This window comes from Pseudomonas sp. SST3, from assembly GCF_003325755.1.
Genome location: NZ_QORI02000226.1, coordinates 1 through 1592, shown reverse-complemented (window position 1 = coordinate 1592; position 1592 = coordinate 1). Strand labels below are relative to the sequence as shown.

Here is a 1592-nt window from a genome sequence, read left to right as displayed (position 1 = left end):
ACATTCAGGCTCATCTCCGCGCTGACTCCGACGAGCCTACGAGTCAAGAAATGCGTCGAACCCATCCATTGTTTGAGCGTCCCGAAGGGATGCTCAACAGTCCGTTTACGAACCCGCATCATCTCTGGCGCTTGGTTCAGACGGCGCTGCATTTCCTCCAGCACAGCTTCATGTTCCCAGCGTTTTACTCGACGATTTTTGCTTGGCGTGCACTGAGTTTTCAGTGCGCAACTCTGGCAATTTGAACTCCAGTAACAGTGCATATTCATGCCTTTCTCAACGCTGGAGAAGCGCCATATCAGGGCCTCTCCCGCCGGGCAGATGTATTCGTTTTTCCTTGCGTCATAAACGAAGGCATCTCTGTTGAATCGACCATCAGCCTTGGCGCTTGAAGTCATTGGCTTTGGAACGTAGGCGGTGATGTTTGCGTCGTGACAGGCCAGGATTTCTTCACTCTTGAAGTAACCTCGATCAGCCACTACCGCCAGCGTTTCCAAAGCCATGGCCTCCCTAGCCTGTTTCGCCATCGAGCTGAGTTGGTCGCGGTCAGATCCGACGTTCGTGACCTCATGGGCAACGATCAAATGGTGATGGGTGTCGACCGCCGTCTGTACGTTGTAGCCAACGATTCCATTGCCGCGCGTCATCATCGAGCGGGCGTCTGGATCAGTCAGCGAGACCTGTTTGTCAGGCGATTCGTTGAGCTGAGACTCAATCACCTGAAGCTCTTTCATCTGACTTTTAAGCTTCTCGATTTTCTCCTCCAAGCGCACAGCGTCAGGCTCAGAGGCAGTTGATACTTGCCGATCAGCCGCATCAAGGGAGGTCAGGTAACGGTTGATGCTTGTCTCGATTTCTTCCATTCGGCGCTTCAGCTTTGCGCTGGTGAAATTGCGGTCGCGGTTGTTAACTGCTTTGAATTTACTGCCATCGATGGCAACCAGGTTTTCTCCGAATAGCCCCAGCTGTTGGCAGAGCAAAACGAACTGGCGGCAGACGCCGCGAATGGCTTTGCTGTTGTCTTTTCGGAAGTTGGCGATGGTCTTGAAATCGGGCATCAAGCGCCCGGTCAGCCACATCAGTTCAACGTTGCGCTGAGCTTCTCGCTCAAGACGGCGGCTCGACTGGATGCGGTTCAAGTAGCCGTAGATATAGATCTTCAGAAGGGTCGCAGGGTGGTATGCCGGCCTGCCGGTTTCGGCTGGAATGACACCATCAAAACCCAGCGTGGCTAGGTCAAGTTCGTCGACGAAGACATCGACCACGCGTACGGGATTGGTATCGCTGACGTAATCGTCGAGGCTTTCAGGAAGTAAGGTGCTTTGACCTCGGTGTTCACCCTGGATAAACCGTTTCATGGGCTTCCCTTGCGATGACAGGCTCAGAAATCATAGCAAGTGTTTGCCCGAGCGTTTTTACACACTCTGGGCCAAAAGCGGACTGTCAGGTAAGGAGCGGGCCTCCTCAACCCATCAGTTCGGACAGATTGTCCGCCAGCCGCATGTGGGGACCCCAGCGCCTGCTTGCTGGTCAGATTCCCTTCCCTAGTATCTTGCCATTAACGGTTTCGCCGTAAAGGTTCACACCGTCAT

At 53.8% G+C, this 1592-nt stretch carries 1 protein-coding gene; it reads right to left on the bottom strand.

What is annotated here, in order from left to right; translation table 11 throughout:
• Window positions 1–1358, bottom strand: a 1358-nt coding sequence (locus DQ405_RS26865; RefSeq protein ID WP_168426508.1) for an IS1182 family transposase, incomplete at its 3' end; no start/stop codon positions are given.
• Window positions 1359–1592: the final 234 nt, after the last annotated feature.